The sequence below is a fragment of the Bifidobacterium sp. LH_230 genome (assembly GCF_056357555.1).
The window spans coordinates 1-25,885 of the sequence record NZ_JBKEWJ010000014.1 but is presented as its reverse complement, the minus strand read 5'-3'; the positions used below and the strand labels follow the sequence as shown (position 1 = coordinate 25,885).

General features: G+C 64.5%; 17 protein-coding genes and 1 pseudogene. 9 read left to right on the top strand and 9 right to left on the bottom strand.

Features of this window, described 5'->3' with window-relative positions:
• Positions 1-93: 93 nt before the first annotated feature.
• On the bottom strand, positions 94-1,818 hold the full coding sequence (locus AC1A0G_RS07625) for a MurT ligase domain-containing protein (protein ID WP_476528622.1): 1,725 nt from the start codon (positions 1,816-1,818) through the stop codon (positions 94-96).
• A gap of 1 nt (position 1,819) precedes the next feature.
• Positions 1,820-3,301 carry a replicative DNA helicase gene (gene dnaB, locus AC1A0G_RS07620; RefSeq protein ID WP_476528620.1) on the bottom strand — a complete coding sequence of 494 codons (1,482 nt, stop codon included), beginning with the start codon at positions 3,299-3,301 and terminating at the stop codon, positions 1,820-1,822.
• 933 nt (positions 3,302-4,234) lie between these two features.
• On the opposite strand from dnaB, the gene AC1A0G_RS07615 reads away from it, so the two are divergent.
• Positions 4,235-5,569, top strand: coding sequence for an MATE family efflux transporter (locus tag AC1A0G_RS07615; protein WP_476528619.1), 1,335 nt, complete (start codon positions 4,235-4,237; stop codon positions 5,567-5,569).
• 428 nt (positions 5,570-5,997) lie between these two features.
• Here the strand turns inward: AC1A0G_RS07615 and AC1A0G_RS07610 are convergent, their stop codons facing one another.
• The 4 genes from AC1A0G_RS07610 to ftsY all read right to left on the bottom strand — a co-directional run bounded on the left by AC1A0G_RS07610 (position 5,998) and on the right by ftsY (position 11,643).
• On the bottom strand, positions 5,998-7,854 hold the full coding sequence (locus AC1A0G_RS07610; RefSeq protein WP_476528617.1) for a [protein-PII] uridylyltransferase family protein: 1,857 nt from the start codon (positions 7,852-7,854) through the stop codon (positions 5,998-6,000).
• Between the two features lie 304 nt (positions 7,855-8,158).
• Positions 8,159-8,497 (bottom strand): P-II family nitrogen regulator, encoded by a 339-nt coding sequence (locus AC1A0G_RS07605; RefSeq protein WP_152357965.1) that lies wholly within the window; start codon positions 8,495-8,497, stop codon positions 8,159-8,161.
• Between the two features lies 1 nt (position 8,498).
• Positions 8,499-9,782 carry an ammonium transporter gene (locus AC1A0G_RS07600; RefSeq protein WP_476528615.1) on the bottom strand — a complete coding sequence of 428 codons (1,284 nt, stop codon included), beginning with the start codon at positions 9,780-9,782 and terminating at the stop codon, positions 8,499-8,501.
• A gap of 496 nt (positions 9,783-10,278) precedes the next feature.
• Entirely contained in the window at positions 10,279-11,643 is a 1,365-nt protein-coding gene (gene ftsY / locus AC1A0G_RS07595; protein ID WP_476528613.1) for a signal recognition particle-docking protein FtsY, read from the bottom strand.
• 168 nt (positions 11,644-11,811) lie between these two features.
• Between ftsY and AC1A0G_RS07590 the strand changes: the two genes are divergently transcribed.
• The 7 genes from AC1A0G_RS07590 to AC1A0G_RS07560 all read left to right on the top strand — a co-directional run bounded on the left by AC1A0G_RS07590 (position 11,812) and on the right by AC1A0G_RS07560 (position 20,916).
• Positions 11,812-13,029, top strand: a complete 1,218-nt coding sequence (locus AC1A0G_RS07590; protein ID WP_476528612.1) for an ATP-binding protein — start codon at positions 11,812-11,814, stop codon at positions 13,027-13,029.
• 88 nt (positions 13,030-13,117) lie between these two features.
• Positions 13,118-13,855 (top strand): TetR/AcrR family transcriptional regulator, encoded by a 738-nt coding sequence (locus tag AC1A0G_RS07585; RefSeq protein ID WP_476528610.1) that lies wholly within the window; start codon positions 13,118-13,120, stop codon positions 13,853-13,855.
• Between the two features lie 234 nt (positions 13,856-14,089).
• Positions 14,090-15,124, top strand: a complete 1,035-nt coding sequence (locus AC1A0G_RS07580) for a glycosyltransferase family 2 protein (RefSeq protein ID WP_476528608.1) — start codon at positions 14,090-14,092, stop codon at positions 15,122-15,124.
• Positions 15,125-15,956: 832 nt separating this feature from the next.
• On the top strand, positions 15,957-18,257 hold the full coding sequence (locus tag AC1A0G_RS07575; RefSeq protein ID WP_476528606.1) for a DUF5696 domain-containing protein: 2,301 nt from the start codon (positions 15,957-15,959) through the stop codon (positions 18,255-18,257).
• A gap of 164 nt (positions 18,258-18,421) precedes the next feature.
• A complete protein-coding gene (locus AC1A0G_RS07570; protein ID WP_476528604.1) occupies positions 18,422-19,180 on the top strand; it encodes an amino acid ABC transporter ATP-binding protein in 759 nt (252 codons plus the stop codon).
• A 141-nt stretch (positions 19,181-19,321) separates the two neighbouring features.
• Entirely contained in the window at positions 19,322-20,149 is an 828-nt protein-coding gene (locus tag AC1A0G_RS07565) for a transporter substrate-binding domain-containing protein (RefSeq protein ID WP_476528602.1), read from the top strand.
• Between the two features lie 104 nt (positions 20,150-20,253).
• A complete protein-coding gene (locus AC1A0G_RS07560) occupies positions 20,254-20,916 on the top strand; it encodes an amino acid ABC transporter permease (protein ID WP_476528600.1) in 663 nt (220 codons plus the stop codon).
• 159 nt (positions 20,917-21,075) lie between these two features.
• On the opposite strand, the gene AC1A0G_RS07555 is transcribed toward AC1A0G_RS07560, so the two are convergent.
• Positions 21,076-21,654 carry an ACT domain-containing protein gene (locus AC1A0G_RS07555; protein WP_476528598.1) on the bottom strand — a complete coding sequence of 193 codons (579 nt, stop codon included), beginning with the start codon at positions 21,652-21,654 and terminating at the stop codon, positions 21,076-21,078.
• Positions 21,655-21,720: 66 nt separating this feature from the next.
• Entirely contained in the window at positions 21,721-22,485 is a 765-nt protein-coding gene (locus AC1A0G_RS07550; RefSeq protein WP_163230047.1) for an aspartate kinase, read from the bottom strand.
• A gap of 482 nt (positions 22,486-22,967) precedes the next feature.
• Here AC1A0G_RS07550 and AC1A0G_RS07545 point away from each other — a divergent pair, with 482 nt between their 5' ends.
• Positions 22,968-23,564, top strand: a complete 597-nt coding sequence (locus AC1A0G_RS07545; protein WP_476528596.1) for a TetR/AcrR family transcriptional regulator — start codon at positions 22,968-22,970, stop codon at positions 23,562-23,564.
• A gap of 108 nt (positions 23,565-23,672) precedes the next feature.
• Here the strand turns inward: AC1A0G_RS07545 and AC1A0G_RS07540 are convergent.
• Positions 23,673-25,751 (bottom strand): annotated as a pseudogene (locus AC1A0G_RS07540) (glycoside hydrolase family 2 TIM barrel-domain containing protein); the annotation flags it as partial.
• Between the last annotated feature and the right edge of the window lie 134 nt (positions 25,752-25,885).

The window sequence follows — 25,885 nt, the reverse complement described above, 5'->3', positions numbered from 1 at the left end:
TCGAGCGAAGCGCAGCGAAGTCGAGAAATCTTGCATGCCGGGCATCCTAAGATGTCTCCGCTCGGCTTCGCCTCGGTCGACATGACAGGACCGTCACTGGCCGACGCCGGCGTCGGCGACGTCGGCGATGCGGGCGAGGGCGGCGCGCACCTTGAGCATGGCGGTGTACGTGCAGTAGATGTGCTGGGTCGCGTGCGGGCGACTCGGGTCGGGCTTGACGAACGCGGCGAGCGCGGCGTCGATGTCGGTGTCGACCGCGCCGACCGGCACCTGATCGTATTCGAGGCGCAGGGCCATGTCCCACGCACGCACGCCGGAGACCTGTTTCACGCCCGTTTCACGCAGACTGGTGAAGTCGACGTCCCACAGCCAGCTCATGTCGCGGCCGTCGGCGTATTCGTCGTTGATGACGATCATCGTGTCGGTGCCGGCACTCGGCGGGAAGCTGGCGAGCGAGAGGCGGAAGCCCATCGGGTTCTTGACGAGCAGCAGTTCGGTCGGCTGGCCGTTGACGTCGATGACCTCACCGCGGCCGAACGCCGGGGTGACGCGGGAGACGGCGGCAAGCAGAGCGTCGGAATCACTGCCGGTTTGCGCGAACGTGTGCAGACGGTCGGCGAAGCCGGCTGCGGTCTTGCCGCCGGACGGGCGGGCGAGATGGGCGGCGTCGGCCACGACCGCGCGCACGACGGCGAGCGCGGCGGCGGCATTGTACAGGTTGTACACGCCTTCGAGCTTCACGGTGGTGGTGCGTGGGCTGGTTTCGCCGGCGATGAGGAAATCGGCCTCGTGATCGCCCACGCGGGTGAGCGTCACGTCGGCGGGAAGCCGGGTGCCGGATGATGAGGTGGGTATTGACCCCCTCAGTCCGCTGCGCGGACAGCTCCCCCTATCAGGGGGAGCAGAAAGAAAGGATGAAGCATCCGCAATAGCCGATTCGTCTCTTTCAAGAGGAACAGCCTTTGCTCCCCCCGGGAGGGGGAGCTGGCCGCGCAGCGGACTGAGGGGGTCCTTGCCACCCATCACATCGGCCGCAACGGGAGACGCGCCCGCAGGGTCTTGCTTCCCCCGGGAGGAGGAACTGCCCGGCACGACCGGGCTGAGGGGGTCCTTGTCACCCGCTCCATCATCCACACCGGCTGAGTCGTCGCCGGCCGAGTCAGCCGCGCCCTCCACGGCGACGGTCGTCGCCATGTCGTCGTCGGACGGGAAGAACGATCGCAGATCGTCGCTCAATCCGAAATAACGCACATTCGCACCCGGTTCACGCACGAGCTCTGCCAGTCGTGCGATGCGCGGGTCCTCGCGGTTGAGCACCACCGTGCCGGTCGTCGCCTCGGCCACATGACCAAGCAATCGTGCGGTGTTGTCGATCTCGCCGAACCGGTCCAACTGATCACGCATCACGTTGAGCAGCAACGCATACCGCGGCTTGACCTGCCGCACGAAATGCACCGCGTACGCCTCATCCAACTCGAGCACGGCGATGTCGGCATCCAGCCGGCCGCCGAGCGTCACGCGTTCCAGCAACGCGGAGACGACACCGCGCGTGAAATTCGAGCCGGTCGGGTTCGTGAACACGCGCAATCCCAGATCGGACAGCATCGAGGCGACCATGCGCGTGGTCGTCGTCTTGCCGTTCGTGCCGGAGACGAGCACCACGCCGAGCGGCACTTGCGCCAACGTTCGCGCAAGGAATCCTGGGTCGATCTGCTCGGCGATCTTGCCGGGGAACGCGGAACCGCCGTGTTTGGTCACGCGGGCGGCGGCGCGTACGAGCTTGCCGATCGCCGGCGTTGCGAAGGACGTCCAAGTCATCTCACACCCCCTGATTGACGCTGTAATCCTGCGGCATGTCGCAGAAGCGCGACCGGTCGCCCTGGAACAGCAGATGGAACGTTTCGGTCGGACCGTTACGGTGCTTGGCCATGATGATATCCGCCTCGCCGGGACGATCCTCCTTGTCGTACGCGTCCGGTCGGTGCACGAGCATCACCACGTCGGCGTCCTGCTCGATCGAGCCGGACTCACGCAGGTCCGACAGCTGCGGCTTCTTGTCGTTGCGCATTTCCGGGCCACGGTTGAGCTGCGACAGGGCCACGACCGGCACTTCCAACTCCTTGGCGAGCAGCTTCAACGCACGCGAAAACTCGGAGACCTCCTGCTGGCGGCTTTCCACCTGCTTGCCGGAGGTCATGAGCTGCAGGTAGTCGATCACGACGAGCTTCAAATCGTTGGTCTGCTTGAGCCGGCGGCATTTCGCGCGGATCTCCATGAGGCTCATGTTCGGGCTGTCGTCGATGAACAGGGGCGCGTTCTGCATGCGCGACAAGAAGTTGTTGAGCCGCTGCCAGCGGTCGGGCGTCAGGTTGTCGTTGTCGGCGCGGCGCATGACCACGAGCGGGATGCCGGTTTCGGCTGACATGATGCGCTGGGCGAGTTCCACCTTGCTCATCTCGAGGCTGAACACGATCGTCGTCATGCCGTGCTTGAGCGCGGCGGCACGCGCGAAATCGATGCCGAGCGTGGACTTGCCCATGGCCGGGCGGCCGGCGACGACGACCATCTGACCGGGCTGCAGGCCCTGCGTCACGTCGTCGATGTCGCGGAATCCAGTCGGCACGCCCTTTTCCATCTGGCCGTTCTGCAGCTTGTCGAGCTGTTCGAGCGTGTCGTGCACCACCGCGCCGATCGGGGCGTAATCCTGCCGCACCTTGCCCAGGCTCATCTCGTACACCTCGGCCTGCGCGAGGTTCACCACGTCCTCGGCCTGCGAGCCTTCCGCGGAATAGCCCAGCTGCGCGATCTTGGTACCGGCCGCGATCACGTTGCGCAGGACGGCGCGCTGGTGCACGATATCGGCGTAATACGTGGCGTTCGCGGCGGTCGGGACGGAGGCGACGAGGCTGTGCAGGTAGTCCGCGCCGCCGACTTTTTCGAGGTCGCCGTCGGCGAGCAGCTTGTTCGCGACGAGCACCACGTCGACCGGCTGGGACGCGGAGAACAGGTTGATGATCGCGTCGTAGATCGTCTGGTGCTTCGGCTGGTAGAAGTCGGTGACGTCGATCATCTGCGAGACCTCGCCGATGGCGTCCTTGCTCATGAGCATGCCGCCGAGCACGGCCATCTCCGCATCGTCGTCGTGCGGGGGCACGCGGTCGAACAGCGCGTCGCGTATCGCGGTGCCGGCGTTACGGCTGCCGTTGCGGTCGCCGCCACGATCGCCGCGGCCGTATTGCGATCCCGCCGAGCCGTTATCGCCCTGCGGGTTCGCGTCATCCCAAGTCGTTCCTTCTACCATAGTCACCGAGTATAGATTGCCCTCCGCATACCGGCCATATTTCGCGGATATGGCCCTGTCTCAGCCAGCACCGACGCGCTCCTCCACCATGCGAGCCGCCACCATGCGAGCCGTGATCCCCGTCACGCGGTGCATCCCGTCATACGCATCTCTTGCGTGATATTCGGGATAGTAATCGCCCGATGCCAGCAAAAATGTCACGCAGATGAGGATGATCGCGTGATGTTGCTGCTAGTAGTCGGGGTCTAATGGCAACAACATCACGCGGACAGCCCCATTTGCGTGGCATCCGGGCTAGGACCGACCCGACACTAGCCAAAACATCACGCGCCTAAGGCCGTTTGCGTGGCATCCGGGCTAGGACCGGACGGTCCTAGCAAAAAAGTCACGCAAGGTGAGGGACAGTCCCAAGATGATGTGCGATGGACTGCGCTACGTAGACGTAATGTGCCGTTCATGTGGGATTTGGCATCGCGACACGCTCGGATTGGTGCGGTGTGGATAAATAAAACCGAGTTATCCACATTTCGGGGATAACTCGGTGCATAATCCACATAGTTATCCACATATTGGGGATAACTATGTGGACAAGCTGGGGATAACTCGTGGATAAGTGTGGATTCGACCTCTCTTCGCGAGACGCCGATTTGTTACCAACGGTCATCTTATGCTATAAGCGATTGCCTCATCATGTGCATCACATACGCACACTGAACATGTGCGGTTTTGCGCGGTGTGCTTGGGGTATTCGGAATCGCGCTTCGCTCGATACTGTGCTGCTTGGCGGCACCTATGCGCCGAGACGCTCCCTCAGTCAGCCTTCGGCCGACAGCTCCCTCGGCCGAGGGAGCCAAGACGCGACAATGTGCCTGTGGGCTTGTCGCACAGCGAGAACTCTCACGGGCCGGCAGTCATCTGAGTACGGTTAGGGACATGCCTCAGGAAACGAACCAGATCGCAGTCGGCCGCCGTATTCTTGCGCTGGCGATACCCACATTCGGGCAGCTCATCGCGGAACCGGCGTTCGTGCTGATCGACACGGCCATCGTCGGGCATATCGGCGATGCGGCGCTGGCGGGACTGTCGGTCGGGTCGACCATCATTCTCACCACGGTCGGACTGTGCGTGTTTCTGGCGTATGGCACCACGTCGCAGGTGGCGCGGCTGATCGGTGCGGGGCGGCGGCGCGAGGGGCTCGAGGCCGGCATCGACGGATTGTGGCTGGCGCTGGGCATCGGCGTGGTGGTGTCGGCGGTGCTGTTCGCGGCCGCGGAACCGTTGTGCGCGGCGATGGGTGCGCGAGGGGATGTGCTGGCGAACGCCGTGGCCTATGTGCGGGCGGTGGTGTTTGGTTTGCCGGGCATGCTGCTGGTGTATGCGGCGAACGGGATTTTCCGTGGATTGCAGAAGGTGCGGGTCACGCTGATCGCGGCGGTGGGCGGCGCGGCGGTGAATACCGTGCTTGACGTGTTGTTCGTGTTCGGGTTCGGTTGGGGCATCGCGGGGTCAGGTGCGGCGACGCTGATCGCGCAATGGTTCATGGGCGTGTTCTTGGTGGTGCCGGCATTGTTGTGGGCGCGGGCGGACGGCGCGAGCTGGCGGCCGAGGTTGGGTGGCATCATGCATACGGCGAGCGACGGCGTGCCGCTGTTCGTGCGGACGTTGGCGCTGCGCGTCTCGATGGTGGGCACGGTGGTGTTGGCCACGCATATGGGCGTGACCGTGCTGGCCGGATACCAAGCCGTCAATTCGAGCTGGAATTTCGTGATCAACATGCTGGACGCGATCGGCATCGCAGGGCAGGCGCTCGTAGCGACGGAGCTGGGTGCGGGTCGGCGCGGCAACGCCCAAGCCATGACCCGTGTGGCGGGGCGCGCCGGAGTGTATGCCGGAGCGGCGCTCGGCGTCGGACTCGCCGTCGCCGGGTCGGTCGCGGTGCCCCTGTTCTCCCCCTCTCCCGAGGTACAGCACCTCATCACGGTGGGCTGCATCGTGCTGGCCGTGTTCCTACCACTCGGCGGTTGGATGTGGGCGCTCGACGGCATCCTCATCGGCGCGGACGACTACCGGTATCTGGCGGTCGGCTGCACGGCGACCACCGCGATCTATCTGCCGGCGCTGATCGCCGTCAATGCGCTGGACGGCTGGCTCATCACGAGCGACACCGCGCGAATGGCTGTGTTGTGGATCATTATCAACGTGCTGTTCGTGGGGGTACGGGCCATATTCAACGGCCTGCGCATCCGTACCGACCGCTGGATGCGCTGATGACACACATGAAATGACTCGGTTTGACGATCGAGAGGCCGAATCCGCCCCTTGCCGAGGTCGGTTTGACGATCGAGAGGCTACCCCCAGTGCACAAATGACATTTCGGGGGTAAAAGTAAGGCATTCGAGCCGGAAACAGCCGACGGCACAGCCTCTCGATCGTCAAACCGACCCGAACAGCGGCTCAATTCAGCCTCTCGATCGTCAAGCCGCACCTCGTTTCGCAAACCTTGAGGCAGATTCCCCGTTCCGCAAGGGTCATTCCGCAAACCCTGAGGCAGCGCATGGCGCATATCACGCCGTTCGGGAGCAAAGAACGGCTTCATACGGTCCGTTCGTCCGGAACGACTGCCTCAAAGTTCGCAGAACGACCCCAACCACCGAGAGAAACTGCCTCAAGGTTCACGAATTGCCCACCGCCGCACCTCACATGTGGTAGCGCGTGGCGTTGTACATGGCCCGAACCAGCGATTCACGCCATTTCGACCACCCGTACTGCTTGGTGATCTGCTCGCCCGCGGTCGCGCCAAGCGACGACCCATCCGCACGGGTCAGATCGAAGAGCATGTCCAGCAGCACCGGGTCGTGGTCAAGCCGCCCGGCCAACTCATCCCCCACCGCAGGGTCGGAGGGGTTGCGACCGGTCGCGAATTCCGACAGCGTCAGATGTTCGCGCACCAACACGGTGGCCCAGCGCACGATGTCAGGCGAATACCCCATGCGCTTCAGAATCACCGGCACATGCTTCGCGCCCTCGGCCGCATGGTCGGTCACGAACGGCCGCTTGCCGATGTCGTGCAGCAGACCGGCCAGCAGCAGCGCCGTGTAATGCGCGTCGTCATACCGTTCGCCGCCAGAAGCCGCGGCCGAGCCGCCCGCACCGGCCGCCGACACCCGCCCGAGCCGCGTCACCACCTCGACGCTATGCCTATCAATGGTGTACCGGTGCGCCGCCGACGCGCTCGGCCGGTTGCGAATGCCCAGCCATTCGGGAATCCAACGCCCCGGAATATCTACGAAATCAAGCTCGTCCCACACGTCAAGCAACGCCGGCCCGGACGCCAGCAACCGCACGAACAGATCGCGCGCCTCCCCGCTCCACACCGAATCGCGAATCGGGCAACGCCGCAGATTCGTGAGCGTGGCCGGGTTGATCGGCAACTCGAATTCGGCGGCCGCCACCGCGGCCCGCAGCGCCAGCGTCGCATCGCGCGACGGGTCCACGCCGGGCGCCAGCACCACTTCGCGCTCGTGCGAGACCACCCCCGGCGCCAGCACCTCGAATTTCGGTGCCTCGCGCTTGCCGCCCGCCCGCGGGTTCATCATCTGGAAGAACGAGAACCGCGGTTTCTCGTGCGTGAGCGAATGTTCGGCGCGCGAAGCCGTCGAGTCGAGCGAGAACGCGATCGTGCGCCCGATGCGCGCCAGCCGCGTCTGCAGGTCCTCGATGGATTTCGCCTCGCGCTCGCCTTCGGGCAGGGTCGGGTCGGCGAAGCCGAGCATGGCCGCGACCTTGGCCTGATACGGCGGCAGCAGCAGGTTCGTGTCCTTGTTCGCGACCAGATGGATGCAGTCGCGCACGTCGAGCAACGCCTCGACGGCCGCGTCGTACGCGCCGTGCGGCCGGTCCGCGAGCCACGACGCGGCGAGCGCGGAGACGAGCACCGAGTCGCGCAGACCGCCGCGCGTCTCCTTGATGTCCGGCTGGTTCAGATACGGCAGTCGTCCGAACTCGTTCAATCGTTTTTCAGCCGATTCGAGCAGTTCCGGCAACCGTTTGCGCGCGGCCTTGCGCCATCGTTCGAGAATCGACGCGGCCGTGGCGGCGATCAGCCCGGTGTCGCCGGCGAGCGGCAGCACGTCGAGCCAGCCCATCGCGGCCGGCAGGTCCTTGTCGGTGACGGCCTCGCACTGTTGCCGCGTGCGCACGGAATGGTCGAGGTCGAGTCCGGAATCCCACATCGGATACCAGATCTTGTTAGCGAGTTCGTTGAGTTGTTGATCGTTGACCGCGTGCGGTTCGTAGATGATGACGAGATCGATGTCGGACGACGGGCCGATCTGCCCGCGCGCGAGCGAGCCGACCGCGGCCAGGCCGATGCCGGTTGACGGTACGTCGAACGAGACTCCGGCGGTCGCCTCGGACCACAGTTGCCGCAGCGCGCCGACCGCGAGGTCGGTGCGGGCCTTGCGTTTGGCCGCACCGTTGCGATAGATGCCGTCGTCGTCGGGCTGGCTGAGATCCATGAACCGTGCTTTGAGTTTGTCGACCGCCGAAGTCATGCCGATCCTTTCCGGGGCGCGTGCTTGCCGAGCGCGCATGATGTGCCATTTCGAGCGAGGTGTCAGCCGAGTCGAGAAATCTTTCGATGCGTTGCGCAACAAGAGATTTCTCCACTCGCTGCGCTCGGTCGAAATGACAGAACATAGGAGCCAAATCGCTCAGTCAAATGACAGGAAGTAAGAAAAGCCAAGAAGTACGAAACGAGAAATCCCCGCACGGCGTAACGCTGCGTGCGGGGATCTGTCTTACTGATGCCCGAACCGGCCGCCCGGCACAAGGCCGAATCAGCGGCTCGGGAGTCTGTTAGATCGCGGCGGAACCGGTCTCGCCGGTACGCACGCGGGTCACGGAGTCAAGCGGAGCGACCCAGACCTTGCCGTCGCCGATGGTGCCGGAGCCGGCGGACTTGACGATCACGTCGACCAGGGTTTCGGCATCAGCGTCGTCCGAGAGGACTTCGATGCGGATCTTCGGGATCAGGTCCACGGTGTATTCGGCGCCGCGGTAGACCTCGGTGTGGCCGCGCTGGCGGCCGTAGCCGTTGGCTTCGGAGACGGTCAGGCCGTGCACGCCGGCTGCGGCGAGCGCTTCCTTGACATCGTCGAGCTTATGGGGCTGGATGATAGCGGTGATGAGCTTCATCTCACCTCACCTCCTTGAGAACAGAGCTGGCAGTTCCAGCAAAATCGTACGCGCGTTCGCCCTGATCGGCGAGGTCGATTCCACCGACTTCCTGGGCTTCGGTGACGCGCCAGCCGATGGTCTTCTCGAGCGCGAACGCGATGATCGCGGTGATCACGCCGGAGTAGAGGATCGCGACGAGCGCGATGATGATCTGCACGACGAGCTGCTTCCAGTCGCCGCCGGCCAGCAGACCGGTGCCTTCGCCGAAGAAGCCGATGAGGACGGTGCCGGTCAGACCACCGACGCCGTGCACGCCGACCACGTCAAGCGAATCGTCGTAGCCGAGCTTGAACTTGAGGCCGCAGGCGAGGCAGGTCAGGATGCCGACGATCGCGCCAAGCACGATGGCCCACAGCGGGGAGACGACATCGGCGGCCGGGGTGATGCCGACGAGGCCGGCGACCATACCGGAGGCCGCGCCCATCGCGGTGTAGTGGCCGGTGCGGATCTTCTCGGTGAAGCCCCAGGAGAGCATGGCGGCCGCGGCGGCAGCGGTGGTGGAGACCCAAGCGTAGCCGGCAGTGCCGTTCGCGCCGAACGCGGAGCCGGCGTTGAAGCCGAACCAGCCGAACCACAGCAGGAACGCGCCGAGCATGACGAACGGGACGTTGTGTGGACGGATCGGGGTGACGCCGAAGCCCTTGCGCTTGCCGATGATGAGAACGATGATCAGCGCGGCGACTGCGGCGTTGATGTGGACGACGGTGCCGCCTGCGAAGTCGTGCGCGGCGGCGCCGATGGCCTGCGAGATCGCGCCGTCACCGGAGAGCAGACCGTGGTTCCAGACCATGTGCGCCATCGGCGCGTAGTCGAACGTGATCCACAGGGCGACGAAGATCATCCAAGTGCTGTACTTGACGCGCTCGGCGATCGCGCCGCAGATCAGGCCCACGGTGATCATCGCGAACGTGGTCTGGAAGGCGACGTCGATGCTGCCCGGGTAGTTGCCGTCGGTGTTGGCGGCGGTGAAGACGCCGTCCTGCGCGACCATCGAATCCTTGAGCAGGAAACCGGTGGCCGGGTCACCGAAGATGCCGCCGATCGAGGTGCCGGCGTACGCGATCGACCAGCCCCACAGGGTCCAGATGATCGCGGTGACCGACAGCGCGGCGGCCTCCAGCATCAGCATGTTCAGCACGGCCTTGGCACGAACCATGCCGCCATAGAAGAACGCCACACCAGGCGTCATGAGGAAAACCAGGGACGCGGATGTCAACATCCATGCAGCATTTCCAGTGTCCATGTCAACCTCCCTCTCTTTCATCTTGTCCGCCAGCCCGTTGCACGAACCGAGCGGTCGGGGTAACTCTTTGCCGTCCCTTTGTGGGGGACTTACATGACGGTATGGAACGCCGTGCGTGTTGTGGAAACGTTACGGAACGTTACGCGCATGTAAAACGAGGGAGGGGAGGATTGGACGGATCGACGATGATCGTGTGGGGCGCGGCGGTGCGCTCGTGGAGCGATGACGGCGGATTCGTGCGGTTTTGATTACGTTGGCAACCGGCGGACGGGCATGTTACGAAAAAACGTCCGCACCCGATTTCGCGGGTGCGGACGTTTCACTGTACGGACGTTTACCGTTCTCGGCTCCCTCGGTTGAGGGAGCTGGCAGCCGAAGGCTGACTGAGGGAGCGTACACACTTCGACCTTCGTAGCTGCGGAACGCGAAAGGTGTGACGCTCCCTCAGTCTCGCTACGCTCGACAGCTCCCTCAACCGAGGAAGCCAAGGACGGTCTTACGCCAGGATGCCGTCGACGAAGCCTTCGGGGTCGAACGGCGCGAGGTCGTCGGGACCTTCGCCCAGTCCCACGAGCTTGACCGGCACGCCGAGCTCCTTCTGCACGGAGATCACGATGCCGCCCTTGGCCGAGCCGTCGAGCTTGGAGAGCACCACGCCGGTGATGCCGATCGCCTCGGCGAACACCTTGGCCTGCGTCATGCCGTTCTGGCCTGTGGTCGCGTCGAGCACGAGCAGCACTTCGTCCACGGGCAGGTTCTTTTCGGTCACGCGACGGATCTTGCCCAGCTCGTCCATCAGGTTGGCCTTGTTCTGCAAGCGCCCGGCGGTGTCGATGATGAGCACGTCGGCGCCCATCTCCTTGGCCTTGGCGCTCGCCTCGAACGCGACGGACGCCGGATCGGCGCCGTCCTTGTCGGAGCGCACGACCGGCACGTCCACCTTCGCGCCCCACGTTTCGAGCTGGTCCGCGGCCGCCGCGCGGAACGTGTCCGCCGCGCCCATCACGACCTGCTTGCCTTCGGAGACGAACAGCCGCGCGAGCTTGCCGGCGGTCGTGGTCTTGCCGGTGCCGTTGACGCCGACCATGATGATGACGGACGGCTTGCTCGCGCCGTCCTTGTTCGCGTTGAGTCGACGGTCCGTATCGCGACCGACGAGATCGAGGAGCTTGTCGCGTAGGCTGGCGCGGACTTCCGCCGCGTCGGCCTTGCCGGTGATGCGGGCGTCCTTGCGCAGTTCGTCGACCAGCTGTTCGCTGGCCTCCGCGCCGACGTCGGCGAGCAGCAGCGTGTCCTCGACGTCCTCCCAGTCGGATTCGGACAGGTTGTCTTTGGTGAGGATCGCGAACAGCGCCTTGCCGAACGGATTCGCGCTGTTGGCGAGCTTGGCCTTGAGCCGCTGGATGCGCGAGCCGGCCGTCTCCGGCGACTCCACGGCCTTCGGCGCTGCAGCGGCAGCCAAAACCTGAGCCGAAGCCGCAGCACCAGCTGGTGACGCAGCAGCCTTCGGAGCCTTCCCCTTTTCCTCCCCCTTCAGGGGGAGGTGGCGCGCAGCGTCGGAGGGGGTCACACCCGAAGTATCCTCAGACGCCTCCTCCTCACCCCTGCCGGCGGAAACCGCCTGCGTGGGTTGGGAGCCGTCCGCAACCTCAGCCGCCTGAGCGCTCTCCGCCGCAGCGGCCTGCGCTTTGCGCTCCTCGGCCTCCTCGGCCGCGATCCGCACATCCGCACGGGCCTTGGCCTCGTCTTCGGCACGCTTGAGCGCGGCCTTGCGCGAGCGGTCGTTCCACACGCCCCACGCGATCAACAACACGGCGATGGCCACCACGGCCACAATGCCGATAATCACATTCGTATCCATACCCCCAGCCTAAAAACCGCAACGGACAGCCAAAAACCTCCCTTCTTCCACCCAATCAGCCCGCAAACATCACACATCTACTCACAATTTTTGGTGCGTACCGGAAATCACATTACAGAATTTATCAATATTTCAGTACACTAGAAATAAGGAGGTGTAAACCATACGATGTTCATCACACGAGAAAAACTGCTCACATCACTGAACGAGCACCGAGACACCCCTGAAATCAAAGTGCTCACCGGCGTCCGCCGCTGCGGCAAAAGCACGCTGCTGTCCCATTACGCCCAATCCCTGGAACACAACGGCGTGCCGCAATCCAACATCTTCTCCCGAAGATTCGACGCCTTCGATATTCCGATCGGCTACGACGCACAGGCGCTTCACGCCGACCTCACCGCCGCAATGAGCGCCGCCGTCCCCGGCCCGTTCTACGTGTTCCTTGACGAAATCCAAGACGTACCCGGCTGGGAAGAAGTCGTACGCCGTCTGCATACACGCGAACATACCGACGTCTACATCACCGGATCGAACGCACGTCTGCTGTCGGGCGAACTGGCCACCTATCTGGCTGGACGGTACGTGACCATCCCCGTATATCCGCTGTCCTTCGCGGAATATCGAGACTACCGGACCTCAACCGGAACGAACGATCCAGCCGACCGACTGTTCGCGCAGTACATGCAGTTCGGCGGTATGCCGGGACTCTTCGTCACCGGACTGCCCGACGAACGCAAGACGACGGAGATCCTGACCGCCGTCTACGAATCGGTGGTCATGAAGGACGTAGCGAAACGATACGGCATCCGGGACATCGCCACCTTGGAAAAACTGTCGCGATACCTGTTCTCCACGTCCGCAAACCTGTTCTCGGTGAACAACGTGGTCAAAGCACTCAAAGGCGCAGGGGCAAACGCGACGTACACGACCATCGACAACCAGATCGACGCTTTGGAAAAGGCGTTCATCATCTATTCCGCCGAGCAGACGCGCATACGGAGCAAGGAACTGCTGCGGCCGCAACGCAAGTACTATCCGGTGGACAACGGTCTGCGCAATCTGGCCACAGGGTTCACCGGAGCCGACCGGGGCGCCCAGCTTGAAGGCATCGTCTTCATGGAACTTAAACGTCGCGGATATGAGGTTTCCATCGGGTCGGTGCCGGGTGGCGAAATCGATTTCATCGCTCGGAACAACGCCGAACGCCAGTATATTCAGGTCACGCTGAACATGACGGAGGAACAGACCCGACTGCGCGAACTCACACCGCTGCAACAGCTCAACGACGCGTTCCCCCGTCTGGTGCTGACGCTCGACTGGTACAGCGAGGGCGTCACCAAGGAAGGCATCCGCATACGCAACGTCATCGATTGGCTGTGCGAGTGACGGCGCCGCAAGCCGGCGACGTGCCACCTGCTCACGGCATATACGAACCGCCCGGCTAGACTGGGGCACTATGGGAAATACGTCACGCATGACATCACTTCAGCGCCGCGAGCAGCTCATTCAGGTCGGGCGCGCGCTGTTCGCCGCGAAGGGGTTCGAGGCGGTGAGCGTGGAGGAGATCGCCGCGACCGCGAAGGTGAGCAAGCCGATCGTATACGAGCATTTCGGCGGCAAGGAAGGCCTGTACGCGGTGATCGTCGACCGCGAGATGCAAACGTTGACCAGCACGATCACGGCCACGCTCACCGATCCGAACGCGCATCCGCGGCAGATCGTCGAACGCGCGGCGCTCGCGCTGCTCACGTACATCGAACAGAACGCGGACGGATTCCAGGTCCTCGTGCGCGACTCGCCGAGCACCGATCCGGCCGGCTCGTTCAGCTCGCTGCTCGGCGACATCTCGCTGCAGGTCGAGGACCTGCTCACCGCGTCGTTCAAACGGCAGAAACTGTCGACCAAGGGCGTGCCGTACTACGCGCAGATGCTCGTCGGCATGATCGTCTTCACGGGCCAGTACTGGGCCGACCGGCCGAAGGTCAGCAAGGAGCAGCTCGCCGCATACATCGTCGATCTCGCGTGGCACGGCCTGTCGCGGCTCGATTCCAAGCCGTCGCTGCGGTTCGAGGGCAAGCGCGCGCGCAATCATCGTCCGGAGGCCGAGCCGCTGCCGGCCACGGCCCAGACCACGGACGATGCCGAACAGCAATCGGCCACGCACGCCGATCAGTCGCAGGTCTCGTCCGATATCAGCCAAACCGCGGAATAAACCCGACGCATCCCTCTCATCGCCCATCCGATCGGGCCAGGCACCATCCGCCTGGCACCGCGTGGCGGTTTTCGCTCGCTCGGCCCATCCTCAGCGAGACATTTCCGCCACGAGACCCCACCCGTTCATGCCGCGAAAGGTACACGATCAGCCCGAAGCCTAGCGTCAGATAAGACGCTAGTGCTAGCTTGGGGTAAGCAACAACCGGCAGCGAGGGACCATCCCGAGGAGACCATGAACCAGAACGCGACCACACTGACCTTCATCGTGCCCGCATACAACATGGAGGAATATCTCGAGCGCTGCGTCACGTCGCTGCTGCAGGCGAGCGACACGAGCGACATCGAGGTGCTCATCGTCGACGACGGTTCGCATGACTCGACCCCGGCGCTGGCCGACACGTACGCCAAGCGCTGGCCTGCGAACGTTCGCGCGATCCATCAGCCGAACAAGGGCCACGGCGGCGCGGTCAACACCGGCATCGCGAACGCCCGCGGCGCGTACGTCAAGGTCGTGGACGCGGACGACTGGATCGACTCGCAGTCGATCGACACGATGATGGACACGCTGCGCTCGCAATGCGCATCGGACAGCCCGGTCGACATGGTCGTGTCGAACTACGTGTATGACAAGGTTGGCAAGCGTCGACTGCACACGGTCAACTTCCGCCATGCGATGCGCGCGGGCGAGATCCTCACGTGGGACGATCTGGGCCACTTCGGCCTCGCGGAGTACATCCTCATGCACGCGCTCACGTTCCGCACCGAGGTCGTGCGCGAGTCCGGCATGGTGCTGCCCGAGCACACGTTCTACGTCGACTTCATCTACGCATACCAGCCGTTCACCAAGGTGCGCACGATGATGTACCTCGACATGCCGTACTACCACTACTTCATCGGCCGCGAAGGCCAGTCGGTGCAGACCGACGTGATGATCCGCCGCGTCGACCAGCTGATTCTGGTGAACGAGCGCATGGTCGAGGCGACGCCGGAGCCGGGCACCGTGCCGGACGGGCTGTACAAGTACATGATCCACTTCCTCGCGATCGAAAGCTGTGTGGCGTCGGTGTTTCTGATCCTGTCGCGCGACTCGGAGAACTACGAGAAGAAGAAGCGCATGTGGGCGGCGATCGAGGCGCACTCGCCCGCGATCTACCGCGATGTGAAGCGCAAGGCGATGTCGCGCGCGCTCAACCTGCGCGGCCCGGTCGGCCGGTGGGTGATTCGCCATGGCTATGTGATCGCCGAGCGGGTCGTCGGCTTCAACTGACCGAGGTTGCGAGGCAGATTCCGGATGCGTCCGGCGGTTTGCCCCGGTTACGGCTCCTTCCGTGAGGTCAATCACCGGACTCTTCCGGATTCCGCCCCGCCAGAGGCCATCCCAGCGGGGCCGCTCGTCGGTCCCTTCCGGATTCCGCCCCGCCAGAGGCCATCCCAGCGGGGCCGCTCGTCGGTCCCTTCCGGATTCCGCCCCACTAGGCACTCCTCGCGAGGCAATTTGACGACATGTTCCGGAACTTGCCCCGCCAACCACCCTCCTCTCGGGGCAGGCAACCGAAGATTTCGGCGTTTTACCCCGCTAACTCATTCCTTGCGGGGCAAAACGCCGAAGGAATCCGGGATGACCTCGCTAACGCACTCCTCAACGGGGCAAGATGCTGATGGTATCTGAGAATCACCCCGCAGAACTGGAATCAATGGGGCTGACCCTCCCCTGCCGTGATGTTTGAGCGAGCAGACTCCGGATACTAGCCAGAACATCACGCTACGGAGCCCTTTTGCGTGATGAAATCCCTAGCATCTGTACCCTACTCGCAAAAATATCACGCAAGGAGGGGGCGGCGACACAAGGCGGAAGTGGTTCGGCGACGGTGACGCAGGGCGGTGACGGTCCGGAGCAGTTCGGCCGCAGTCCAGAGCAGTCCGGGAGCAGTCCGGATCGGTTCGGATCGGTTCGGGCGCAGTCCGAATCGGTTCTCGGGCGCAGTCCGGATCGGTTCTCGGGCGCGGCCCGGCGGCAGTTCGGTGGCGGTTTGCGCCCGTGGCGGGTATGGTAAGCGGGAGAAAATCGCCACTACTGTTTGCTGCGAGGAGGCATACGGATGCAATTCACCGGCGCGGGCACCACGGTGCTGTTCGATGAGGAGACGCTGCGATTCACGTTCCGCCGCGAGAATGCGGACGGTTCGGTCGCGCAATGGTCGTGGCGGGACGGATTCGCGCCGACGATCACCGGCCGGTTCGTCGATGCCGGCGATGGCACGAGCACCACCGGCAAGGACGCACCGACTGATGCGGCTGGAGTCGCGACCAATACGGGCGACGACCGCAGTGCCGGCAGCACGGCGATCGATGCGACGGACAATACGGCCGATGCCGGCACCGGCAAGACAGCCGAAGAGCATACGTTCGCGTTCACCGATGCGGCCGAGATCACGCACGAATTACGCAAGACCGGCACCGGCGAGGGCGTGTTCAGCACGTACCGCGGTTTCGCGGCCGGCAAGGGGTCCGCGGACGCCACGGATGGCGATGCAGCTTCCGGCAACGCGGTGGCGCCGACGTTCGCGTTCGCGACGTATGTGTGGGTCGAGCGTGTCTCCGGCGATGTGCGGTTCGAGTGGATTCCGCTGGATGAGACCGGTTTCGCGGTCACGAAGCTGACTTGGCCGGGTGAGATGGCATTCGACGCGCTGGACGATCATGACGTCACGCTGATCACGCACCAGCAGGGCGTGCTGATCCCGAACACATGGCCGGTCGCGGTCAGCTCGGCGCACGGTGACATCGTATTCAAGGGCCGGTTCGAGACGGCGGGCGGATACATGCCGTGGTACGCGCAGATCCGCGGCGGCAGCGACGCGAATCGCCCCGGCTACATCGCGATCTGCGAGACCCCGTGGAACGCCGGCTACGAGATCGAACACCCGGCGAACGGCGTCGATGACGGCACCGCTGCGAACGATGGCGATACCACGGTCGCCAATGACGTCACCGTCTCGGCCGGCACAGCCGGCACAGCCAGCAGCACCGCCGTTCCAACCGACGAGACCAGCAACACCGTCATTCCGGCCGAGGCGACAGTCGAACGGGACAATCTTCCCACTACTGTCGGCACGCGCATCGGCATGTGGTTCGAGCCGAGCCTCGGCCGCATGGACTACCGTCGCATCGTGCGCTATCGCTTCCTCGAGCACGCCGATCATACGGCGGCCGCCAAGGCCTACCGCGCGTACGTCAACGAGCGCGGCCGTCTGCGTACGTTGGTCGAAAAGGCCGCGCGCAACCCGTCTGTGCGCGATCTGATCGGCTGCTCGTGGATGCACGTCGGCATCAAAACCGTCGTTCAGCCGGAGTCGCGCTACTACGATCACGAACACCCGGAACTGAACCAGCACGTGACATCGTTCGCAGCCCGCCGCAAGCAGCTCGACACGCTGCACGAACTCGGCGCAGGCAAGATCTACATGCATCTCGACGGCTGGGCCGAGCCGGGCTACGACAACAGCCATCCGGACTATCTGCCCGCGTGCGAGGAGGCCGGCGGCTGGGCCGGCATGAAGGCGCTCGTGGACGACTGCCACGAGCACGGCGACCTGTTCGGCACGCACGACCAGTACCGTGACTACTACTTCTCCGCGCCCACGTTCGACCGCAACAACGCGGTGCAATTGCCCGACGGCACGAATCCCGAGCAGTCGATCTGGGCGGGCGGCCACCAGACCTTCCTATGCGCCGAACTCGCGCCTGACTACGTTCGCAGGAACTTTGCCGAAATCGCCGCGAACGGAGTGAAGCTCGACTGCGCGTACCTCGACGTGTTCACCTGCAACGAGGGCGACGAATGCGCGAATCCCGAGCACCGCATGACGCGCCGCGACTGCTACGAGCGCCGCGCGGAATGCTTCGAATACCTGCTCTCGCACGGCATCCTCTCCAGCTCCGAGGAGGTGTCGGACTGGGCCGTGCCGAGCCTCGTGTTCTGCCATTACGCGCCGTACGACTTCCAGATGCGCGATCCGTCCACGCCGCGCCAGGGCGTGCCGGTGCCGCTGTACAACCTCGTCTACCATGACTGCGTGATCGAGCCGTGGATGATGGAGCGCGTGGCCGGCGGCGACGACTACATGCTGTACGCGCTCATCAACGGCGGCGCGCCGTACCTGATCCGCGACGCCGCATACGTTGGCGTGGACGGCGACATGAGCCCGGAGCAGAAGGCGCAGGCCGAGAACGACATCGAACGGTGCAACGCGGTCGCCGCGCTGCACGAGCAGGTCGGCATGAGCGAGCTGGTGCGGCACGACTTCGTCGGCGGCGACCCGCTCGTCCAGCGTTCGACGTTCGCGAACGGCACCGTCGTCACCTGCGATTTCCACACGCAAACGTATTCGGTCGCTTGACGCTGCCTCCCCAATAACGCCCTATAGGCAATTCGTATAGCCGCACCGTCCTGCACACGTTCTCTGTGAGCTAAGGTTGGCGGTGGTGTATAGCATCGACTGCATTGCCGTGCCCATATACACCATCGCGACCACGGCAACGCAGTTCGACCAGGAGGATACGGATGATCGAGATCAGGGGCGTGAGCAAGAGCTTCGGCAGCACGACCGTGCTGAACGGGGTCGATCTTGACATCCCGCGCAAGAACGTGGTGACGGTGATCGGCCCGTCCGGTTCCGGCAAGTCCACGATGCTGCGCATCCTCGACTTTCTGGAGCGGGCCGACGCCGGCACCATCGATTTCGGCGACGGCGCGGTCGATCTGACCTCGACCAAGTCCGCCGACATCCGCAAGGTCCGCTCGAAGATCGGCTTCGTGTTCCAGAACTACAATCTGTTCCTCAACAAGTCCGCGTTGCAGAACGTGGCCGAAGGACTGATCTACTCGAAGGGCCTCAAGCCCGACGAGGCCCACAGGATCGCCCGCGAGCAGCTGGACCGCGTCGGCCTGGCCGATTTCGCGGACCGGTATCCGAGCACGCTGTCGGGCGGCCAGCAGCAGCGCGTCGGCATCGCCCGCGCGGTGGCGCTCAACCCGGAACTGCTCGTGCTGGACGAGCCAACCTCGGCGCTGGACCCGGAGATGGTCAACGGCGTGCTCGAGGTCATCAAGCAGCTCGGCAAGGACGGCATGACCATGCTGATGGTCACGCACGAGATGCGCTTCGCCCGCGAGGCATCCGACAAGGTGGTGTTCATCGAAGGCGGATCGATCGTCGAGCAGGGGTCGCCGGAGCAGATCTTCGAGCATCCGACCCAGCCTCGCACCGCGGAGTTCCTGTCGTCAGCGAACAACGTGCTGGTCGTCCCGGCGAACGCGTGAGTCGATCCGATCGAACCATCGGATCACCGATCGCGACAGCCGACATCATCCGAACTGGTCATCGTCACACACACTAACAGCCAACCAATCATCAATCCAACCAAACCAAGACAAGATAAACCAGAAGAGAGGGGTTTCATCATGTCCATCAATCACGGCATCGTCCGCAAGACCGTCGCGCTCGTCTCCGCCGCGGCCGCACTGTTCTCGCTCGCCGCATGCGGCTCCACGACCGGCGGCCCCGGCAACGAGTCCGCCTCCGCGCTCGAACAGGTCAAGTCCGCCGGCAAGATCGTGTTCGCGACCGAAGGCACCTACGCGCCGTTCAGCTACCACGACACCAGCACGAACGAGCTGACCGGCTACGACGTCGAGGTCGCCACGGCCATCGCCAAGGAGATCGGCGTCAAGGCCGAGTTCGCCGAGGGCAGCTTCGACTCGCTGCTCGCCGGCGTCGACGCGAAGAAGTACGACACGGTCGCCGACCAGATCAGCGCGACCGACGAACGCAAGCAGAAGTACGACTTCTCCGACCCGTACACCTACTCGTACGGCGTGGTCGTCACCACCAAGGACAACCCGAAGAACGTCTCCTCGTTCGACGACGTCAAGGGCCTCAAGGCCGCCGAAACCGGCACGAGCAACTGGAACAAGACCGCTCAGGAAAAGGGCGCGACGATCGTGCAGGTCAACGACTTCGGCCAGGCCGTCGAGGCGCTGCAGTCCGGCCGCGCCGACGTGACGCTCAACGACGGTCTCGCGGTGCTCGACTACCTCAAGCAGAAGTCCGACGCGAACATCAAGATCGCCGCGAAGACCGAGAAGACCCCGGCCGCACAGCTGCCGTTCCGCAAGGGCAGCGACGATCTGGTCAAGGCCGTGAACGACGCGATCGCCAAGCTGCAGAAGGACGGCACGCTCACCAAGATTTCGGAGAAGTACTTCGGCGAGGACTTCTCGCAGGAGTGATTCATGGCGTAATCGGCCGGCCAGGTACCGCATGACGGGCTTGGCCGGCCGCTTGCGTACAGTACAACCATCCGATACAGGACCAATCAGCAAAGGACGGCGCGATGGACGCACGAGTTTGGGGAATCGTCACGGATTCCTTCATGAAGCTGCTTATCCCGGGATTGACCGTGACCATCCCGCTCACGCTCGTCTCGTTCGCGATCGGCCTGCTGCTGGCGATCGTCGTCGCGCTCGTGCGCGTGGCGAAGGTGCCGGTGCTCTCGCAGATCGCATGGCTGTACATCTGGGTGTTCCGCGGCACGCCGCTGCTGGTGCAGCTGTTCGTGATCTTCTTCGGCCTGCCGTCGATCGGCGTGACGATTCCGGCGTTGCCGTCCGCGGTGATCGCGTTCTCGCTCAACGTGGGCGCGTATGCGGCGGAGACGCTGCGCGGCGCGATTCTCGCCGTGCCGAAGGGGCAGTTCGAGGCTGGCGAGGCGGTGAACATGCCGTATGTGACGATTATGCGGCGCATCATCCTGCCGCAGGCGTTCCGCTCCGCGTTCCCGGCGCTGTTCAACACGTTCATCGGACTGGTCAAGGACACGTCGCTGGCGGCGAACATCACCGTGGTCGAGATGTTCATGTCCGCGCAGCGCGTGGTCGCGATCTACTATGAGCCGCTGGCACTGTACATCGAGGTCGGCCTGATCTACCTGCTGTTCTGCACCGTGCTCACGTGGCTGCAGGGCTACTGCGAGAAGCGGCTCGCGGCGCACTTCTGACGGGGTGTGGACGGCCTGTCCGGGCCGCAACCGACCAACCAATTACGGCGGCCCGCTAACGCGCTAACAAAAACGGGCGGTTGTCCATAGGAACCTATCATTCCTATGGGCAACCGCCCGCAATCGTATGTGCTCGGCCGTCAGGCCCCGGCCGCCGAATCAGCGACCGGTGCCGCCGTAGACGACGGCTTCGATCTGATCGGAATCCAACCCGTACGCGGTGTGCAGCGCGCGCACCGCGTCGTTGAGCTGCTCGAGCGGCACGAGCGCGGCGATACGGATCTCGGACGTCGAGATCATGAGCACGTTGATGCCCTTCTCGCTGAGCGCGGTGAAGAACTTCGCCGCCAAGCCGGAGTGCGTCTTCATGCCGACGCCCACCACGGCCACCTTGCCCACGTTCGTGTCCACGTCGAACGAACGGTAGCCCAGCTCGTCGTGCTTGTCGAGCAGCACATCCTGCACCTGCTTGACGGTCGATTCCGGCACGGTGAACGAGATGTCCGCGGTGCCGACCGACGCGCCGGCCTGCACGATCATGTCCACGTTCACGCCGGCGGAGGCCAGCTCGGTGAACACCTTCGCGGCCATGCCCGGCTCGTTCGGCACGCCGCGCACCGTGGCGAGCGCCTCGGAACGGTCGTGCGCGATGCCGGAGATGACCGGCGCCTCGGGGCCGAGATCGGGGAACAGGTCGCCCATCGACTTGGATTCGTTGTTGCTGTTGTTGTCGCTCATGATTGTCGCCTTACTCGTTCGGGAAAGTCTGTATCGGTTACGTATGACTGAGGTCGGTCGGTGTCGTCAGTCCAGGTTCGGCAGCGTGCGCGGGTCGACGCCGTCCGGCACGACCAGCGTGCCCGGCCGGTGCGAGAAGGAGCTGCGCACGTGCAGCGGCATGTTGAATCGCTGCGCGTACTCGACGCAACGCAGCGCGAGCACCTTGGAACCGCAGCTGGCCATCTCGAGAATCGCGTCGTAGCCGATCACCGGGATGCGCCGCGCAGTCGGCACGATGCGCGGGTCGGCGGTGAAGATGCCGTCCACGTCGGTGTAGATCTCGCAGATGTCCGCGCCGAGCGCGACGGCCAACGCGACGGCGGACGTGTCGGAGCCGCCGCGGCCGAGCGTGGTCGCGTCGCCCTTCGCGTTGATGCCCTGGAAGCCGGCGACGATCGCGACGTCGCCCAGCGACAGCGCGTTCTTGACACGGTCCGGCTTGACGGCCTTGATATGGGCCGCGCCGTAACGCGCGTCGGTGAAGAAGCCGGCCTGCTGACCGGTGAACGAGTGCGCACGGTCGCCTTCGGCGTGGATGGCCATCGCGAGCAGGCTCATGGAGATGCGTTCGCCGGCGGTCATGAGCATGTCCATCTCGCGCTCGGGCGGGTTGGAGTCGATGCTGAGCGCCTGATCGATCAGATCGTCAGTGGTGTCGCCCATCGCGGAGACGACCACGGCGACCTTGTTGCCCTTCTTCTTCGTCTCGACGACGCGCTTGGCCACGCGCTTGATGGAGTCCGTATCGGCGACCGACGAACCGCCGTACTTCTGCACGATGAGAGCCACTGCTGTCCATTCTCTCTAATTTGGCAAGGTTGAAAACTTGCCGCCCATTCTACGTAAGCGGCACGATTATACGGATCGCGACGATCGCCGCGTGGTCGCCCACCCAGCATGCGGACGCCGTGGGATGGCGTGGCGCGAGACCGCGCGGACGCAGCAGTGGCGCGGGTGGCGACTGCGCCGAACCGCGCCGTGTCACGCGGCTCGTGACGCGGCTCGTGACGCGGCTCGTGACGCGGCGCGTCACACCTTGTGCCGCGCACCACGTCACACCTTGTGCCGCGCACCACGTGGCGCAACGCATCGCGCACCGTGTCACGCGCCGTGTCACATCCTGTGTCATACACCGCATCATCGCGTCACTGTACCGAATCACTGCACCGACGCTTGTTGACATATCGTCAACCATCCGGCATACACTGGGTTGCAAACGATCGCAGCCAGCAACGACACCGGCCGCGACTTAAGCCCAAGGAGCGGCAATCATGGCAGAACAAGCGGCACGGGACATGACGCGCGGCGACGCACGCCGCATGCAGATCATCAAAGCGGCGCGCGCGGCATGCCTCGACACCGGATTCGCCAAACTCACCATCAGCGACATCACCGAACGCGCCAACATGACGCGCTCGCTGTTCTACCACTATTTCGCCGACAAGAACGAAGTGGCCGACGCGGTCATCGAAGACGCGATCAACACGATGCTCGCCAAACTCGACCAGTGGAACACCGAACGAGAGATCGGCAACATCGACAAGGCGCTCGACGACATCGTGCGGCTCACCCGCGCGATCATCGCCGACGAAGGACCGTTCAGCGCACGACTGATGCAGACCGGCAACGCCGAGCTGTACATCAAGTTCATCGACCACGCTGCCGACCGGATCGCGGACTACTTCTGCCGCACGACCGTGCGCGAATTCGAGCAGCTGCACGGCATGCCGATCCGCAACACCCACGAGACGTTCTACACGCTGATCGTCGGCCTGATCTCGCTGATACGACTGCATCCGGACACGCCGGACGCGGTCATCAAGCAGGTCGCCGCGCAGACGCTGCACATCGACGGATACATCGGCTGACCGCGCCGGTCACCGATCCGCGACCGGCGTCAGCAACTACAGTCACGGCTCGCCACGGTCGCATCACCGCGATTTCGGACATGCGGTTGTCACCAGATCATCGTCGTGTCACGCGACGTCGATGACAACCTGTGCCGCATGCGACTCCTCGTCGGCGACGCTCAGCACCACCGCATCGCCGGCACGCGCATCCTCCGGCACCTGCACGACCGCGAGCGCCTCGCCGTAGTACGTGCCGGTCTCGCCGGTCACGAAACTGCCGCGGTTGTACGGCGCGGCGCAACCGAATCCGAGCAGTCGGCCGCCGGCCACATGAGCGTGCAGCAGGCCGCGTTCGAGCGGTTTGGCGATGCCGTGATCGTCGGTATAGTGCACGCGCACGAACGCGAGATGACCGGGCGCGACGGCACTGCGCTCGGCGGTCTGACCGCCGTCGATCCGACCGTCCGCAAAACCGTCATTCGTCGTACGATTTCGACCGTCATCCGGCCCGCCGATCTGCCCGCCAACCAACCCGTCAGTCGAACAGCCATCCGGCCCACCGGCAGTATCGGCAGTCAGCCCGTCAATCAAACGGCCGACCGTCTCCGGCATCCAACCGTCAGCCGGCCACTCGACCGCCGCCCGCAGTTCGGTGCGATCGTTCGCACTGCGCAACGACCGCCGTCCGATCTCACGCCCGGCCTCGTCGTAGGCGACCGCTTCGATCACTCCCGTCCGGTACGCGCACACGAACCGCGCCACGCAGTCGTCGCGCAGCACCCGCCGCCCGACCTCGCGACCGTTGACCAGCAGCAGCACCGACGCGGCCCGCGCGTACACCTCCACGTGCGCAAGCCGCCCGTCGCAGCCGTTCCAGCTCCACGACGGCATCGCGTCGGTCATCTTCCACGCGCTCGGCGAATGTCGGTCGTCGGTGTGGTTGACCGGCCGCACCGCGATGTACGGACCGCGGTCGCCGCCCGCCTCGAGCGCGACGCGCGTGTACAGCGCCTCACCGAGCGACCGCCCGGTCAGGTCGAGCCGGCCGGAACCGGCGGTCAGCCAGCCGAACCCGATCCTGAGCGGCGCGTAGTCCTCGTACTCCCACGAGCCGATGCCGGCCTCGCCCATGTAATCCATGCCGGCCCACACGAAGTCGCCGATCACGCGCGGATGCCGTTTGGCGAGCTCGCGGAAGCGGTACGCGTCCTCGCAGAACGTTTCCGAGCCAAGGATGAGCCGGTGCGGGTAGTGCTTGAGATCATGCAGGTAGCGTTCGATGCCGTAGTTGTAGCCGGCGATGTCGAGTTGGGCGAACGCGCCGCGCGTCACCCAGTCGCACGGCGGCAGCACGGCCGCGCGTTTCATGACCCGCGCGCCGAGCAGGACGGTGAGTTTGTTGAAGAACTCGCTGCCGACCAGACGGCGGCGGCCGGGCAGTCTGCCGCGCCGGCGCAGACGTTCGGCCTTCGCGGCCTCTTTCGCGGCTTTGGCGTCCGAGTAGAAGCCGAGGCCGATCGAGCTGAGGAAGTTGAAGAAGATGTTGATGCCGCAGGTGACGGGGCGCGTGGGGTCGAGCCGGTGCAGGTGCTCGGTCATGGCGCGGGCGAGGCGGATGCCGCGCGGTTGTGCGGTTTCGCTGACCTCGTTGCCGATGGAGTACATGACGACACTGGGGTGGTTGCGGTCCTTGGCGACCATGCTCGCGAGGTCGGCGCGCCAGTGGTCGCGGAACTGGTCCACGTAGTCGTGCTGGGTTTTGTGGATGTACCAGTGGTCGATGTACTCGTCCATGACGAGCATGCCGAGCCGGTCGGCGGCGGCGAGCAGGGCCTTCGAGCAGGGGTTGTGGGCGGAGCGGATCGCGTTGTAGCCGGCGCGTTTGAGCAGGGCGACCTTGCGTTCCTCGGCGTCCGGGTAGGCGCACGCGCCGAGGACGCCGTTGTCGTGGTGGACGCACGCGCCTTGGATGATGACGCGTTGGCCGTTGATTTGGAAGCCGCGGTCGTCCCAAGTGAGGGTGCGAATGCCGAAGGTGACGGCGGCTTCGTCGGAGGTGGGGTTGGTGTCATCCGGGTCGGCGGCTGCCGATTCGTAGCGGATACGGGCGATGTAGAGGTTCGGCTCATCCGGCGACCACAGGCGTGGGTTGGGAATGGCGAGGTCGATGACGGCGGGACTTTCGACGGATGAGACGACAGTGCCGTTGGAGGGTGTGACGCTCCCCCAGGAGGGTGTCTAATTGTTTGTGTATGGGCTGCCATTCTGGAAGGATTGAATGATGGTGACCTTGAAGAACGACGATGTGGTCGAGGGGCGTGGCGATGGCGGCGCTGCCG

What these genes read in the sequence shown, in the direction of transcription:
- AC1A0G_RS07610 (WP_476528617.1), bottom strand. Translation starts at nt 7,854, where the DNA reads ATGACTTCGGCGGTCGACAAACTCAAAGCACGGTTCATGGATCTCAGC.
- AC1A0G_RS07575 (WP_476528606.1), top strand. Translation starts at nt 15,957, where the DNA reads ATGCAATTCACCGGCGCGGGCACCACGGTGCTGTTCGATGAGGAGACG.
- AC1A0G_RS07600 (WP_476528615.1), bottom strand. Translation starts at nt 9,782, where the DNA reads ATGGACACTGGAAATGCTGCATGGATGTTGACATCCGCGTCCCTGGTT.
- AC1A0G_RS07555 (WP_476528598.1), bottom strand. Translation starts at nt 21,654, where the DNA reads ATGAGCGACAACAACAGCAACAACGAATCCAAGTCGATGGGCGACCTG.
- AC1A0G_RS07590 (WP_476528612.1), top strand. Translation starts at nt 11,812, where the DNA reads ATGTTCATCACACGAGAAAAACTGCTCACATCACTGAACGAGCACCGA.
- AC1A0G_RS07625 (WP_476528622.1), bottom strand. Translation starts at nt 1,818, where the DNA reads ATGACTTGGACGTCCTTCGCAACGCCGGCGATCGGCAAGCTCGTACGC.
- AC1A0G_RS07560 (WP_476528600.1), top strand. Translation starts at nt 20,254, where the DNA reads ATGGACGCACGAGTTTGGGGAATCGTCACGGATTCCTTCATGAAGCTG.
- AC1A0G_RS07580 (WP_476528608.1), top strand. Translation starts at nt 14,090, where the DNA reads ATGAACCAGAACGCGACCACACTGACCTTCATCGTGCCCGCATACAAC.
- AC1A0G_RS07570 (WP_476528604.1), top strand. Translation starts at nt 18,422, where the DNA reads ATGATCGAGATCAGGGGCGTGAGCAAGAGCTTCGGCAGCACGACCGTG.
- dnaB (WP_476528620.1), bottom strand. Translation starts at nt 3,301, where the DNA reads ATGGTAGAAGGAACGACTTGGGATGACGCGAACCCGCAGGGCGATAAC.
- AC1A0G_RS07585 (WP_476528610.1), top strand. Translation starts at nt 13,118, where the DNA reads ATGACATCACTTCAGCGCCGCGAGCAGCTCATTCAGGTCGGGCGCGCG.
- AC1A0G_RS07605 (WP_152357965.1), bottom strand. Translation starts at nt 8,497, where the DNA reads ATGAAGCTCATCACCGCTATCATCCAGCCCCATAAGCTCGACGATGTC.
- AC1A0G_RS07565 (WP_476528602.1), top strand. Translation starts at nt 19,322, where the DNA reads ATGTCCATCAATCACGGCATCGTCCGCAAGACCGTCGCGCTCGTCTCC.
- AC1A0G_RS07615 (WP_476528619.1), top strand. Translation starts at nt 4,235, where the DNA reads ATGCCTCAGGAAACGAACCAGATCGCAGTCGGCCGCCGTATTCTTGCG.
- AC1A0G_RS07545 (WP_476528596.1), top strand. Translation starts at nt 22,968, where the DNA reads ATGGCAGAACAAGCGGCACGGGACATGACGCGCGGCGACGCACGCCGC.
- ftsY (WP_476528613.1), bottom strand. Translation starts at nt 11,643, where the DNA reads ATGGATACGAATGTGATTATCGGCATTGTGGCCGTGGTGGCCATCGCC.